Origin of the sequence: uncultured Sphingomonas sp. (genome assembly GCF_913776855.1) — a bacterium.
GTDB lineage: Bacteria > Pseudomonadota > Alphaproteobacteria > Sphingomonadales > Sphingomonadaceae > Sphingomonas.
Genome location: NZ_CAJYQD010000042.1, coordinates 1 through 13,109, shown reverse-complemented (window position 1 = coordinate 13,109; position 13,109 = coordinate 1). Strand labels below are relative to the sequence as shown.

Genomic DNA, 13,109 nt, shown 5'->3' with positions numbered 1-13,109 from the left:
GCGTTGGGGCGCGTCCGGGATTTTCCCCCCTGTTGCCCGGGTCTCCAACGCCCGCCTGCGTGACCAACGCTAGGTCGGCCCTCGCTCCATGCCCCCGGAGCGGGGGCCTTTCCGTTTTGGAGCCAGCGACCATCTGGCGCGACTGGATTTGCGGCGATACAGGCGTTGGCCATGGACACGCTTTCGGTCGCTTCGTGGAACATCAATTCCGTCCGCTTCCGCATGGACATCGTCGAGAAATTCCTGCGCGAGGCGCAACCCGATGTCCTGTGCCTGCAGGAAACGAAGGTCGTGAACCAGGATTTCCCGCACGATCCGCTCCGCCGACTGGGCTATACCCATATCGCGATCAACGGCCAGCGGATGCACCACGGGGTGGCGGTCGTGTCGAAGCTGCCGCTGGCCGAGGATGACCGGCTAGACTGGCAGGCCAATGGCGAGGCGCGGCATATCGGTGTGCGGCTGGCCAATGGCCTGCGCATCGAGAACGTGTATATCCCGGCGGGCGGTGACGTGCCCGACCGTGAGGTGAACCCGAAATTCGGTCAGAAGCTGGATTTCATCGAACGGATGACCCAGTGGTCCGCCGGGCTGTCGGGCATTCCCACATTGCTGGTCGGCGACTTCAACATCGCGCCGCTGGAAAGCGATGTGTGGAGCCACAAGCAGCTGCTCGATGTCGTTAGCCATACGCCGGTCGAGGTCGAGGCGCTTGGGCGGCTGAAGGCGGCGAACGACTGGGTCGATCTGGGTCGGCAGTTCGTGCCGGCGCCTGCGCGGCTGTTCACCTGGTGGAGCTACCGCGCAAAGGACTGGGCGGCATCCGATCGCGGACGGCGGCTCGACCATATGTGGTCCAGCCGCGACGTGGCGGCCAGGGCGACGGCGCATCGCGTGCATGAGGACGCGCGCAGCTGGCTGAAGCCCAGCGACCATATCCCGATCGTGACCGAGTTCGCGTTTTGAGCGAGACCCGCGATGTCGCCCGCGCGATCGACGCGCTGCGGCGCGGCTGGGCGATCGCGATCCATGCGCCGGGTGAGCCGCCGCTGACGCTGTTGCCGATCGAAACGGCGGACGCCGAACGGCTGGAGGCGTTCGATCCGGCGGGTACGGCGCATATCCTGTTGTCGTTCGGGCGGGCGGAGACGCTGCGCATCGTCAACCAGAGCGCGGCGGCCGAACCCGACCAGCCGGTGTCGATCCGGCGCGAGGCGTGGACCGACTTCGCCGCCGCGACCGCGCTCGCCGATCCGCAGCTCGACTTGGCCACGCCGATGAAGGGGCCGTTTCGCGGGTTCGGGTCGCCCGCACCCGTCGCCGCCGCCGCTGCACTGCGCCTCGCCCGGATCGCCGGGCTGCTGCCGGCCTTTTTCGCCGGGGGCGTCGGCGCGGAGGTGACGATCACCCCGGCGGCGATCGACGCGCATGAGGATGCGAACCGGCTGGCGATCGTCGCACGCGCGAAACTGCCGGTGGCGGGAGCCGAACAGAGTGAGATCGTCGCGTTCCGCACGCCCGATGCGGCGGGCGAGCATGTCGCGCTGATCATCGGTCAGCCCGATGGCCGGCCGCCATTGGTCCGGCTGCACAGCGAATGCCTGACCGGTGATGTACTGGGCAGCCTGAAATGCGATTGCGGGCCGCAGCTGCACGCCGCGATCCACGCCATATCGCACGCGAGCTGGGGCATCCTGCTGTACCTGCGACAGGAAGGGCGCGGGATCGGCCTGGTCAACAAGCTGCGCGCCTATGCGTTGCAGGATCAGGGGTTCGACACGGTCGATGCCAATACGCGGCTGGGCTTCGCCATCGATGCGCGCGATTTCGGGGTGGCCGGGCGGATGCTAAGCCTGCTCGGCCAGCGGCAGGTACGGTTGCTGACCAACAACCCGGCCAAGGTCGCCGGGCTGGAGGCGACCGGGATCGGTGTGATCGAACGGGTCGCCCACCAGTTGCCGGCCAATCCGCACAACGAACGCTATCTCGCGACCAAGCGCGACCGGACGGGGCATCAGTTATAGGGTCTTCCCCCTGGCGGGAGGGGGCGGGCGCGCCCTAACGGCCTTCCGATTGTAGATAGGCGATCAGGTCGGCCCGCTCCATCGGATCGCGCACTCCGGCGAATGCCATGCGCGTGCCCGGCACGACCTGCATCGGCGCGGCCAGCCACGCATCCATCCGCGCGGCGTCCCACCGTCCGCCATGGTCGATCAGCGCCTGGGTATAGCCGAAGCGGGGGTTGCTCGCGACCCTGCGCCCCATCACGCCATGCAGGTTCGGTCCGGCCAGCGACTGCCCGCCCGTGCCGATGGTGTGGCACGCGGCGCATTGGCCGAAGGCACGCCGCCCGGCATCGACATCGGCGACACGCAACAAGGTGGCTAAATCGGGATTCGGCCCGGCGCGATGCAGACGCCCGGCCCGGTCGGCATCCCCGCCGCCACAGCCGGCCAGCAGCAACAGCACGCCCGGTAGCAGCCGCCGCATCAGCGGTTCCGGCGCAGCGTTTCCCATGCGATCCGCTGGAGCGCGGTCGCCTGCTGCCCCGTCAGGCCGAGATCGGCGGCCGACCGTTCCTTCGCGCCCAGGCGGCGGACGTCATAGCCGGTCACCCGGCCGAAAATGGTCAGCGCTTCCAGATAATAGCCCGCGCTGCTGCCGTGATACTGGTCGTCGGCCCACAGGCCCAGCTTGCCCGGATCGATCCCGTCATACGGGTTCGCATCGGCGACCCCGGTCGCGATCGCGCGGTTCCATGCCGATCCGACCGGAATCGTGCCCGATATGCCGCGCGTGGTCCGCGCGACGCGGCGGTTCGCGGCGGCGAGGTCCTGCGCCATCGCCGCAATCGGCTTGCCCGACCAGCGGCTGCCGGGGCGATAGGTCAGGTCGGCGCGCGACCAGGTTTCGACCAGCTTCACCGACGCCTGCGGATTGCGCGCATGGACCAGCGCAGCCAACTGCCCCGCGGCAATGCCGTGCCGCGTCGGATCGCCGGGGTTCTGCGCATCCAGCGTGGAATAGCCCTGCAGGATCACCACGTCCCAGCGGCGATCGATCGCCGCGCGCTTGTTCGCGTAATGGAACGCCAGATCCTTGCCCGGCGAGGTTTCGAGCGAGACGGTCCAGTCCAGCCCGGCCTGCTCGGCAAAGCTGCGAAACAACGCGGGCACGCCGCCAATGCCTTCGTGGTTGAGGTCGGTCACGCTGTCCGGGCGATAGCGTTCGACCGGCGACCCCGCGCCGAAGGTGAAGCTGTTGCCGACGAACAGGATGTCGCGGGCCGTGGCGGGTGCCGCGAACAGGAGCAGCGCGGCGATGCCGGAGAGAAAGCGAACCATGATGTCGCCATACCGGATCGGGGCCGGATCGCCCACCCCGCGATCAGGCGGCGGCGGCGGCGAATTCGCTGCGCAGATCCTCGATCGTCGCGGTCAGGTGCCGGGTCAGCATGGTGTGGACCGCATCGGCATCGCGCGCCAGCCACGCTTCCAGCAAGGCGCGATGTTCGTCCTGCGCCCGGCTGCCGCGACCGGCCGGCCGCAGATGGGCGACGACATAGCGTTCGGCGAGGACCGACAGGCGCTGTACCAAGTCGATGGTCAGGTCGCGGCCTGCCGCCGCGACCAGCGCGGCGTGGAACGCCCGGTTGCGCGCCGCCGCATCGAGCAGATCGCCCTCCACCCGTTCGGGCAGCCGGTCGAACGCCTCGATCGCTGCCGCGCGATAATGATCGTCGGCATGGCGCGCGGCATAGGCGGCGGCACTCGGTTCGACCGCGATGCGCAGTTCGTAGATTTCCTCGGCCTGCAACGCCGACATCGGCCGCACGGTATAGCCGCGATTGGCCTGTCCCGCGACCAGCCCTTCCTGTTCCAGCCGGGCCAGCGCCTCGCGCAGCGGAATCTTGCTGACGCCCAGTTCGCTGGCCAGCGCATCCTGCCGGATCGGCACGGTTTCGGGCAGCGCGCCGCTGACGATACGTTCCCGGACGATTTCGAACACACGATCGGACAGGGTTCGAACGACGATGGTCACGCTGCATTCCTTGTGCGAGCCGGTCCGTTGCCGGATCACGGGGAGGTGTCGCCCGTCACCGGGTCATTCGAAAGTAGTACATATTCAAAAAATACTAGTGCAAGCAATCCCTTCGTGACAGCGGTTACCCAAAAGGGCTGTTCGCATCGATTGCACGACTGGACGCACGACGCCTTGTGACCGGCCGGGCGGCGTGGAACGGTGGCGATCGATGGTTGCGTTCCCCCGGTCGGTCCTGTTGTCGTTGCTGCTGCTGTCCGCCTGTCTCGGGGGCGAACGCCGCGACGCGCCGCCGCCGCCCCGCCCCGTCGCACCGCGTCCGTCCGGTGCGGCGACGCTGCCGGGGCAGACGCCGCGCGATACACAGCAATGTTTCGCCGATCTGTCGAAGGCCGATGTGCGGTTCAGCCCGCTGCCCGATCGAGATTACGGGTCGGGCTGCGTCGTGCTGGGCGCGGTGCAACTGCTCGATATCGGCGTGCCCGTCGCGGGGCTGAAGGCGATTCGCTGCCCCGCCGCCCGCGCGCTGGTCGGCTGGGTCCGGTACGGCGTACGCCCGGCGGCGCGACAGATATTGGGCAGCGAGGTCGTGAAGATCGACAGCTATGGCACCTATGTCTGTCGCGGCATCATCGGCGGCGGGCCGCGATCGGCCGGGCGGGTGTCGGAACACGGCCTTGCCAATGCCGTCGACATCGGCGGCTTCACGCTGGCCGACGGGCGGCGGATCGTGCTGGAGCGCGACTGGAACAGCGACGACCCACAGGTGCGCGAATTCCTGCGCATCGTGCATCGTTCGGCCTGCAAGCGCTTCGTCACCACGCTTGGCCCCGACTATAACGCCGCGCACCGCAATCACTTCCATTTCGACATGGGCGGGCGGCCATTGTGCCGCTGACAGACGCCGATGCATCCCGCTTGCCGCGTCCGGCAGGTCTGCTTACAACCCTGTCACCTATGACCGATACAAAAGTACCGTCCCGCGTGTTCCGCGGGGCCAAGCAGGAAGCCGAAGCCGCCCGCACGCAGCTGTCGACCCCCCAGACCGAACATCCCGCCTATCGACTGGCGTTCCAGGACATGGAATTCCTGCTGCGCGAGGATTTGCGGCCGGTGCGGTTCCAGCTGGAGCTGCTCAAGCCCTCTCTGCTGCTCGACGAGGCGAACATCGCCTCGACCTTCGTCATCTATGGCTCGGCGCGGATTCCCGAACCCGAAAAGGCCGAGATGCTGCTCGACCTGGCGCAGGACGACAAGTCGCGCGCGATCGCCGAGCGGATCGTCGCGAAGTCGCATTATTACGATGTGGCGCGCGAACTGGCCTTCAACGCCAGCCAGTTCCCCGATGACGTCAACGGCAAGCGCCACTTCGTCGTCTGTTCGGGCGGCGGCCCGTCGATCATGGAAGCCGCCAATCGCGGTGCCAACGAAGCGGGCGCCGAATCGATCGGCCTGAACATCGTCCTGCCGCACGAACAGGCGCCGAACCCCTATGTCACCCCGGCGCTGTCGATGCAGTTCCATTATTTCGCGCTGCGCAAGATGCACTTCCTGTTGCGCGCGCGCGCGGTGGCGGTGTTTCCCGGCGGTTTCGGCACGTTCGACGAAAGCTTCGAACTGCTGACCCTGATCCAGACCGGAAAGATCGAACCGATCCCGGTGCTGTTCTATGGCCGCGAATTCTGGGAACGGGTCGTGAACTGGGACGCGCTGGTCGAGGAAGGCGTCATTTCCGAACGCGACCTCGACCTCATCACCTTCGTCGAAACGGCGGAGGAAGGGTGGAACGTGGTCAAGGCGTTCTACGAGAACCGCAAATAGGGGTATTCCCCTGCCGCTGCGGAGAACTACGGCGGCGACCAATGGAAAACGGCGCGGTGGATAGCCACCGCGCCGTTTCCCTGTCCGGGGCCGACCACCCGATCGGGCGGTCCGCCGGCTTACTTCTTTTCCTGGCCCGAGGCGCCCGACACCGCCGAACCGGCCGAGCGCAGGTCCTTGCCCGCACCGTTCACGGTGTTGCAGGCGCCGAGCGATACAGAGGCGGCCAGAACGAGGCCGAGGGCGATCTTCTTCGTCATGTCGTTTCTCCCATCCGAAAAAATGCGGTGGGCCCGATACGCCGGCCCGCCGCGTACACTCAGCGTAACCGACGACGGGTCGCCGCGGTTGCACCGAAACCTGCAGCAGCCGCACCGATCAACAGCGCGATGACCAGGACGAACGACGTACCCGCTGCGGCACCGGCGGCCTTGTCGGTGGCCGACTTGGCGGTGGCGATTGTCTCGTTCTTGGTCTGAACGAACTGCGCCTTGGCGCGAGTCACCTGAGCCTGTGCCTCAGGGCGGCTGATCTTGCGCTGGGCGGCGACGACATCGACGATGCGGCTTTCGGCCTGCTGGCCTTCGGCACCGCCACGGGCGAGCGCGGGCAGCTGCTTCGCGATTTCCGCCTGCGCCTGTTCCGGGGTCATCTGCGCCGGATCATTGGGCGCGTCCGACAGATAGGCGGCGGCTTCGCTGCGCACGTCGCGCGCGGCTTCCTTCACGTCCTGCCCGTCGACCCCGGCGGCCGATGCGGCGACCGGTGCGACCGAGGCTGCGGCGCCGACCGCGCTGCCCGCCGTGCCCGCGACCGCGCCCACCGTGCGGAACGCACCGCCGATGATGCCGCCGACCGCCGAGGTCAGCAGGTACAGCGTCAGGATCAGCGTGACGCCCCACACGACCAGCCCGTGGACCAGCGCGTCGAAGCGTTCCTGCACGCCCGCGACGCGCGCGGCGGCATAGCCCCCCGCGCCCAGCGCGATGACGGTGGTGATCAGCCAGTAGATTCCTGCGCCGATGCCGAACCCGGCCGCGCCCGGCGTGGTACCCTCCACCGGATCAACCATCGTCAGCCCGATCCCGGCGCCGAGGATGCCAAGCACCAGCTGCACCGCGATCGCGATGACGACGCCGGCAAGGACCGCCCCCCATGACAGCCGCGTCGCGGTCTTGCCCACGCGCGTCTCATCGATCGGCGCAAGGCCGTTGGTAACATTGATAGCCATGATATCTCCTGTTGAATTCCTGCGGGTCGGGGCGCCGGATCAGCGCTCTCCCTTCCCATCCTCTGCTGCGTCCGGCTTCGTGGCGTCCGGCGACTGTTTCTGTTTGGCCCCGTCGCGGCGGGCGGCGTCGTCGCCAATCAGCGTACCGATCGCCTCCAGCACCGATGCCTTTGTCTTCGCGGTGGCCTTCGCCTTTTCGTCGGGCGATCGATCGTCCTGTCCGGTCATGGTGCGACCTCCTGATCCGTTGGCCGGTCCAGCGTATCGCCGTCGAAGCCCCGCGCCCGTGCCCAGGCGACGGCGGCAATGCGGCGGTTGACGCCGATTTTGGCGTAGATGCGCGCGACATGGTTGCGCACGGTATTGCTCGCGACATCCAGCGTCCGCGCGATCGTCTTGTCGTCATACCCGCGGCAGATCAGCGCCAGCACCTCGCGTTCGCGCGGGGTCAGGTCGTCGAGACCGGGGCCGTCATTCGCCGCCTGCGGCGTGCGCAGTCTCGCCAGCTTTTCCATGATCGACCGGCTGAACCAGCTGGTGTCCTTCATCACCGCCTCGATCGCCTCGACTAGTTCCAGCTCGGTCGCCTTGCGCTGGGTGATGTCTTGGAACGCCCACAGCACACAGGCATCGTCGCCGAGGCGGATCGCCTCGGTCGCGATCAGGCAGTCGATCATCGCGCCGTCCCTGGCGTGAATCCGCGCTTCATAGCCGCGCAGGTCGTGACCATTGTCGATCGACCGTTCGATCACGCTGCGGATCTCGCTGCTTTCCCACAGCTCGACCTCACCCAGCGGCCGGCCGATGATCTCGGACGCCGCATAGCCGGTCATCGCGGTGAAGCTGGCATTCACCTCGCACAGCAGATGCCCGTCGCGCGCGCCGATCGCCATCGGCACCGGTGCCAGCTGGAACATCCGGGTGAAACGGTCCTCGCTATGGTGCAGCGCCGCCTGTGCGGTGCGGCGCGGTTCGAGGTCGGCGAAGGTGAACAACATGCAGGGCTGCTCGCCCATGTCGATCGGCTGCCCCGCGACGATGACCAGCCGGGTCCCGCCACCCGGCAGCTCCAGTTCGGCTTCCATCTGCGGGATGGTGCGCCCTTCGCCAAGCCGCTCCTTCGCCAGATCGCGCCGGTCCGCATCGCGCAGCACGTCGATGTCGTACACCGTCTTCGACAGCACCTGGTCGCGGTCGAACCCGGTCATGTCGAGAAACCCCTGATTGACCTTCACGAATTTCAGGTCGCTCAGGCGGCAGATGACGGCCGGCGCAGGGTTGGCATTGAACGATTGTTCGAACCGGTCCTCCGCCGCATAGCGTTCCGACACGTCCTGCACGATCAGCACCAGACAGGCGGGTTCGCCATCGTCGCTGTCGTTCAGCACGAGGTTGCGTACCTGATGGACCCAACGCGGTTCGTCCTCGCCCGCGACGGTCACCTCGACCACCACTTCGGAGAATTTGTCGCCCGCCACCACCCGCTCCAGCGGATAATCGTCCGCTTCGAGCCGGTGGTTGTTGCGATAGCGCAGCTGGAACCGCGATCGGTATTCCTCGACCGTCGCGCCCAGTTCGGCGATGTCGCCGACCCCGTGCATCGCCAGCGCGGCATCATTCGCCCACAGCAGGCTCTGATCGGGGTCGATCAGGATCACCCCCTCGTCGAGGCCCGCGACGATCTGGCGCAGGTGGCGCAGATCGGCGGTCTCACGCAGGGTCTTGAACGCAGCCTCGTCCATCGCGCGATCAGCCGCGACGCCCGTGCAGCAGCCATGCGAGGCCATAGCCGATGATCGCCGCGCCGGCCGCCCACAGCAGCGGGCTGTCTTCGACGGTACGCTGCGCGGCCTTGCCGCCCTTCTGCGCCTGGTCGGCGACCTGACGGCCGGCGGTCTTCAGCTTGGCACGGGCTTCGTCGGCCAGCGCGGGGGCGCTGTCGATCGCATCCTCGATGATCGCACGGACGCGGCCATAGCTGTGCTGCGCGCCGCCCGCGACCTGATCGACGACGCCGTCGGTCTGCAGGCCGCGATGATCGACGACATCGCCGACGGTCTTTTCGACCTTGCCGGTGGCATAGCGGACGCCGCCTTCGAATTCATCCTTGTTCATCATGCTGTCCTTTCGAATCGAGTGGGGATCAGGGCAGGACGTTGCAGCCCGCAGCAGCCTTGCCGACCGCCAGCGCGATCGCCGGGTCCTTGATCTCGCCCGCCACGCGCACGAGGTCGCCGACCGTCAGCGTGGCCGGATTGGGATCGTCCTTCTTGTAAGCGGCGGCGGCACGGCCGAGCTGTTGCAGCTGGCCGAGCGACAGGTCGCCCTGCAGGCGCGTACCGACGCAATCGGCACGGGCATTGTCCAGCCCATAGCGCTGGAGCCCGGTCGAGATACGCGTCGCGGGCGCAGCACAGGCGCCGAGCGCCAGCGTGCCGAGCAGGGTAAGCGCAACTGCCTTCATGGACCGGTCTCCCACGACACGGCCGCAGGGGCGCGACCGGTCAGGGCGCATCAACCGACCGGTAGGACTAACGTTCCTGGTATCTTTGCGGGATCGCCTAGTCCGAAAGTACCATGACGATCAGCGCAGCCTGTTCGGCGTATAGCCGCGACATGCGCAAATGAATCGCACGTATTTCTATTTCGGTGGTATTTTCAGCTAGTTGCCGATGTACTTCCGCCCGACCGAGCAGATACGCACGTTCTTCGGTGGCGGACAGGAGCGGGTCTGCTTGGCGGGCGATGTGGGACATGGCGTGATCGTATCGGTCCGGCACCGTTCCGGCCATGATGCAGAAGTACCGGTCACTATGGTTGTTCGGCACCTGCTTTGCGCCCGCTTCGTCACTCCGCGAAGGCGAGAGGCCATACCCACCAACGTCCAGCCTCTTTCCGAAACGCCAGCGGCAAAGGATCCGCGCCTGCGCGGGAATGACGACGTAAGGGCGAGCCGGCCACCCCAACCACGACGTCACCCCGGACTTGATCCGAGGTGACGGACAGGCACCAAAATCAGCGACCCCATCAATTCCGCAGCGGCTTTCCCGTCTGCAGCACATGGGTCACGCGGTCCTGCGTCCGCGTATCGCGCATCGCGTCGAGGAACACGCGTCGCTCCAGCGTCAGCAGTTCCTCCTCGGTCACGACATCGATGATGTCGGTATCGCCGCCGGTCAGCACCTCGGCGACGCGGCCCGACACCACCTCGTCATAGGGCGTCGCTAGCCCCTTCGCCCGGAAGCCGCGCACGACGTCGGCGATGGCGATCCGGCCGCTCTCGCCCGGCAGGCGATAGACCGGCGGCTCGGGCGGCGCATAACCGTCGACCAGCGCCAGCGCCCTGGCCTTGGCATCGGCCAGCAACCGGTCGCGGTTCATGGTGATGCCGTCGCTGGCGCGCAGGAAATGCAGCTCTCGCGCCTCGGCCGCCGACTTGGACACCTTGGCGGTCGAGATCGTCTCGAACGCGACGCCCACCGCCGGCATCGGCCCGCGCGGGGTGCCCTTGGCCTTCGCGATCCGGTCGAGCAATTCGCCATGCCCGCCCCATCCGGGCACCAGTCCCGCGCCGGCCTCGACCAGACCCATATAGGTCTCGGCATGGGCCTGGATCGCATCGGCGTGGAGCGAAATCTCGCATCCACCGCCCAGCGCCATGCCGGCCGGCGCCGCGACGACCGGGAAGGGGGCGTATTTCAACGCCTTGAACGTCGCCTGCCCGCCCGCGATCATCTGCTCGATCTGCTCCCACGCGCCGGACTTCACCGCCCATAGCGCGAGGAACAGGTTCGCCCCGACCGAGAAATTTGCCGCGTCGGTGTAGATCACCAGCGCCTTGAACCGCTCGCGGACGAGCGCGATCGTCTCGTTCAGCAGCGCGACCACCTTGTCGTCGAGCGCGTTGCTCTTGCCGGTGAATTCGAAGCAGACGACCCCGTCGCCGACATCCCACAGCGCCGCCGATTCGTTGCGTAGCACCGGTTCGGAGCGCAGCTTGACGTCCTCCAGCAGCAGCACACCGTCGCCCCGCACCACATCGGCATAGGCGCCATCAACCGTCAGATACTGTCGCTTGCCGCCCTCGACCCGGTAGAAGCTGCGCTCGCCCACCGTGTCGAGGATCGCCGGAACGTCACGTCCCTCGGCGCGCGACCGCGCGGCCAGCTTGGCGGCACCGATCCGGTCGATCAGTTCGAACGGCCCGTATTTCCAGTTATAGCCGAGCTTCATAGCGTCATCGATCGCGACGATATCGTCGGCCGCTTCCCCGACCAGCATCGCGGCATAGGGCAGCACCGCGCCGAGGATCGCCCAGGCATAGTCGCCGGTCGGGCCATCGAGTTCGATCAGCTTGCCGAGGTCCTTGGCCGCGTCGGCGGGCAGGTCGGCAGGCGTCTGCTGTTCGCGATATTCCCCGGTGGCGAGGTCGATAGCATATTTGGTCCGCGTCGCCTTGTCGAAACGGTAGAAACCGCCCTTGCCCTTGCGGCCGGTGAACCCCTCGGCGATTAGCTTGTCGACCAGCGGCATCGGCCGCACCGTGTCGAAATAGGGATCGCCCTTGGGCAGCGTCGCCGACAGGCTCTTGGACAACAATGGCATCAGGTCGATGCCGACCAGATCGACCAGCCCGAAGATGCCGGTCTTGGGCACGCCCATCGGCCGCCCGCCGATCTGGTCGGCCTGCTCGACCGTGAGGCCCAGGTCCATCGCCGCGTTGATCGCGACCGCCAGCCAATAGGTGCCGATACGGTTGGCGATGAAGCCCGGCGTGTCCTTGGCGCGGACGATGCGCTTGCCCATGCGGTGGTCGACGAACTGCTCGACCTTGGCCGCGACACCGGCGTCGGTGTGCACCGAGGTCACGATCTCGATCAACCGCATATAGCGCGGGGGGTTGAAGAAATGGGTGATGAGGAAGTCGTTTTTGAACTGCTCCGACCGCCCCTCGACCAGATGGCCGAGCGGAATGGTCGAGGTGTTGGACGACACCGCCGTGCCGGGACGCTTCAGCGTCTCCAGCTTGGCATAGAGTGCCTGCTTGATGTCCAGCCGCTCGACCACCGCCTCGACGATCCAATCGCACTCGGCGACCTTATCGAGGTGATCCTCGATATTGCCGGTTTCCACCAGCTTGGCGGCGGCGGGGGACATGAAGGGCGCAGGCTCGGTCTTGAGCATCTTGGCAACCGCCCCCTTGGCCACCGCATCGCGGTCACCGCCGTCCTTGGGCACGATATCGAGCAGCAGGACGGGCACACCGGCATTGGCGACCTGCGCCGCAATGCCAGCCCCCATCACGCCTGCACCGATCACGCAGACCTTGTTGATCGTGTCAGCCATCATGCACGCTCCAGAACCGTAGCGATCCCCTGCCCGCCGCCGATGCACTGGGTGGCGAGCGCGTACTGACCACCGTCACGCGCCAGCAGAGCCGCCGCCTTGCCGACGATGCGCGCGCCGGTCGCGCCCAGCGGATGGCCGATCGCGATCGCGCCGCCGTCCTTGTTGATCGTCTCGTCCTTCAGGCCGAGGTCGCGGATGCAGGCGATCGCCTGGCTGGCAAAGGCTTCGTTGATCTCGACCACGTCGAGGTCGCTGGCAGAGATACCCGCGCGCTCCAGCGCCTTCTTCGACGAACCGATCGGGCCGAGACCCATCGTCTCCGGCTCGCAGCCCGAAATGCCGACCGACTTGATGCGGGCGAGAATCTTCAGACCGTGCTTCTTTGCAAACTCTTCCGAAGTGACCAGCACGGCGGCCGCGCCATCCGTCAGCGGCGAAGCGGTGCCCGCGGTGACCGTGCCATCCTTGTCGAAGGCGGGCTTCAAGCCCGACAGGACTTCCTCGGTGGTGTCGGGGCGGATCAGCCCGTCCTCGGTGACATCGCCCGCCTTGGTGTGGATCGGCACGATCTCGTCGGCCAGACGCCCGGCGGTGCGCGCCTCGGCGGCCTTCTTCTGGCTGGCGACCGCGAACTTCTCCTGCTCGGCGCGGGTGATCTGGTACTTCT

General features: G+C 67.1%; 16 protein-coding genes. 4 read left to right on the top strand and 12 right to left on the bottom strand.

What is annotated here, in order from left to right; translation table 11 throughout:
* Positions 1-171 precede the first annotated feature (171 nt).
* Together QZ755_RS13060 and ribA are read left to right on the top strand one after the other, a co-directional pair.
* The gene (locus tag QZ755_RS13060; protein WP_294323546.1) at positions 172-966 is read left to right on the top strand and encodes an exodeoxyribonuclease III; all 795 of its coding nucleotides are present in this window, start codon (positions 172-174) and stop codon (positions 964-966) included.
* The gene (gene ribA, locus QZ755_RS13055; RefSeq protein WP_294323544.1) at positions 963-2,024 is read left to right on the top strand and encodes a GTP cyclohydrolase II; all 1,062 of its coding nucleotides are present in this window, start codon (positions 963-965) and stop codon (positions 2,022-2,024) included. The genes QZ755_RS13060 and ribA overlap by 4 nt, the downstream gene beginning before the upstream one ends.
* A gap of 34 nt (positions 2,025-2,058) precedes the next feature.
* Here ribA and QZ755_RS13050 read toward each other — a convergent pair whose 3' ends face one another.
* From QZ755_RS13050 to QZ755_RS13040, 3 genes are read right to left on the bottom strand one after another with little or no spacing between them, the layout of a single operon-like run.
* Complete coding sequence (locus tag QZ755_RS13050; RefSeq protein WP_294323542.1) at positions 2,059-2,490, bottom strand: cytochrome c family protein; 432 nt, start codon at positions 2,488-2,490, stop codon at positions 2,059-2,061.
* A complete protein-coding gene (locus tag QZ755_RS13045) occupies positions 2,490-3,344 on the bottom strand; it encodes a PEP-CTERM sorting domain-containing protein (RefSeq protein WP_294323540.1) in 855 nt (284 codons plus the stop codon). The genes QZ755_RS13050 and QZ755_RS13045 overlap by 1 nt, the downstream gene beginning before the upstream one ends.
* A gap of 43 nt (positions 3,345-3,387) precedes the next feature.
* Positions 3,388-4,041, bottom strand: coding sequence for a GntR family transcriptional regulator (locus QZ755_RS13040; protein ID WP_294323537.1), 654 nt, complete (start codon positions 4,039-4,041; stop codon positions 3,388-3,390).
* Positions 4,042-4,252: 211 nt separating this feature from the next.
* Between QZ755_RS13040 and QZ755_RS13035 the strand changes: the two genes are divergently transcribed.
* Positions 4,253-4,939 carry an extensin family protein gene (locus QZ755_RS13035; RefSeq protein ID WP_294323534.1) on the top strand — a complete coding sequence of 229 codons (687 nt, stop codon included), beginning with the start codon at positions 4,253-4,255 and terminating at the stop codon, positions 4,937-4,939.
* A gap of 59 nt (positions 4,940-4,998) precedes the next feature.
* Positions 4,999-5,862, top strand: a complete 864-nt coding sequence (locus tag QZ755_RS13030; RefSeq protein WP_294323529.1) for an LOG family protein — start codon at positions 4,999-5,001, stop codon at positions 5,860-5,862.
* Between the two features lie 119 nt (positions 5,863-5,981).
* Here QZ755_RS13030 and QZ755_RS13025 read toward each other — a convergent pair whose 3' ends face one another.
* From QZ755_RS13025 to QZ755_RS12985, 9 genes are all read right to left on the bottom strand, one after another.
* The gene (locus QZ755_RS13025; RefSeq protein WP_294323524.1) at positions 5,982-6,122 is read right to left on the bottom strand and encodes an entericidin A/B family lipoprotein; all 141 of its coding nucleotides are present in this window, start codon (positions 6,120-6,122) and stop codon (positions 5,982-5,984) included.
* A gap of 59 nt (positions 6,123-6,181) precedes the next feature.
* Entirely contained in the window at positions 6,182-7,093 is a 912-nt protein-coding gene (locus QZ755_RS13020; RefSeq protein ID WP_294323522.1) for a hypothetical protein, read from the bottom strand.
* A 39-nt stretch (positions 7,094-7,132) separates the two neighbouring features.
* Positions 7,133-7,321, bottom strand: a complete 189-nt coding sequence (locus QZ755_RS13015) for a hypothetical protein (protein WP_294323519.1) — start codon at positions 7,319-7,321, stop codon at positions 7,133-7,135.
* The gene (locus tag QZ755_RS13010) at positions 7,318-8,835 is read right to left on the bottom strand and encodes a PAS domain S-box protein (RefSeq protein WP_294323515.1); all 1,518 of its coding nucleotides are present in this window, start codon (positions 8,833-8,835) and stop codon (positions 7,318-7,320) included. Before QZ755_RS13010 ends, QZ755_RS13015 begins: the two co-directional genes overlap by 4 nt.
* A 7-nt stretch (positions 8,836-8,842) precedes the next feature.
* Positions 8,843-9,211 (bottom strand): CsbD family protein, encoded by a 369-nt coding sequence (locus QZ755_RS13005; protein WP_294323513.1) that lies wholly within the window; start codon positions 9,209-9,211, stop codon positions 8,843-8,845.
* A 25-nt stretch (positions 9,212-9,236) separates the two neighbouring features.
* Positions 9,237-9,557 carry a hypothetical protein gene (locus tag QZ755_RS13000; protein ID WP_294323509.1) on the bottom strand — a complete coding sequence of 107 codons (321 nt, stop codon included), beginning with the start codon at positions 9,555-9,557 and terminating at the stop codon, positions 9,237-9,239.
* A gap of 97 nt (positions 9,558-9,654) precedes the next feature.
* Positions 9,655-9,849 carry a hypothetical protein gene (locus QZ755_RS12995; protein ID WP_294323507.1) on the bottom strand — a complete coding sequence of 65 codons (195 nt, stop codon included), beginning with the start codon at positions 9,847-9,849 and terminating at the stop codon, positions 9,655-9,657.
* A 271-nt stretch (positions 9,850-10,120) separates the two neighbouring features.
* Entirely contained in the window at positions 10,121-12,439 is a 2,319-nt protein-coding gene (locus QZ755_RS12990) for a 3-hydroxyacyl-CoA dehydrogenase/enoyl-CoA hydratase family protein (protein WP_294323735.1), read from the bottom strand.
* A partial coding sequence (locus QZ755_RS12985) for a thiolase family protein (protein WP_294323503.1) occupies positions 12,439-13,109 on the bottom strand: 671 nt, incomplete at its 5' end. The genes QZ755_RS12985 and QZ755_RS12990, both read right to left, overlap by 1 nt.